Origin of the sequence: Carboxylicivirga linearis (assembly GCF_018271995.1) — a bacterium.
Taxonomy (GTDB): domain Bacteria; phylum Bacteroidota; class Bacteroidia; order Bacteroidales; family Marinilabiliaceae; genus Carboxylicivirga; species Carboxylicivirga linearis.
In genome coordinates, this window is the sequence record NZ_JAGUCO010000163.1 from 1 (window position 1) to 363 (window position 363).

At 35.5% G+C, this 363-nt stretch carries 1 protein-coding gene; it reads left to right on the plus strand.

All coding sequences use genetic code 11. From position 1 onward, the window contains the following. Nucleotides 1-5: 5 nt before the first annotated feature. Entirely contained in the window at nt 6-167 is a 162-nt protein-coding gene (locus KEM10_RS25140) for a helix-turn-helix transcriptional regulator (RefSeq protein WP_394369466.1), read from the plus strand. Nucleotides 168-363 lie beyond the last annotated feature (196 nt).

Genomic DNA, 363 nt, shown 5'->3' on the forward strand with positions numbered 1-363 from the left:
TGCTATTGGGCGAAAGTGTTAAAACCATTTATGGCAGGGTGTATAATAAACAGATTCCCTTCTATAAACCGGGTGGTAAGATATTACTGTTCAAATTGGATGAAGTAATGGATTGGATTAAAGCTGGCCGTCACTCTTCCTTGGAGGAAATAAAGAGCAATGTGTAATTGGTTATATGTCGTTCTAATAATCTAAAACTCCAATGAAGGAAAAGAAGGAAAGAAAATCTCAAGGTAAAAAACAGGAAATCAGGTTCTCGTTCTTAAAGCTTTTGTTGAAGAAAAAATCACATACTCAAGTTCTGCCGGAGAGCCAGTTATGTAATCATTTGAACATAGTAAAGAAGTAGAGAATGCCAACTAT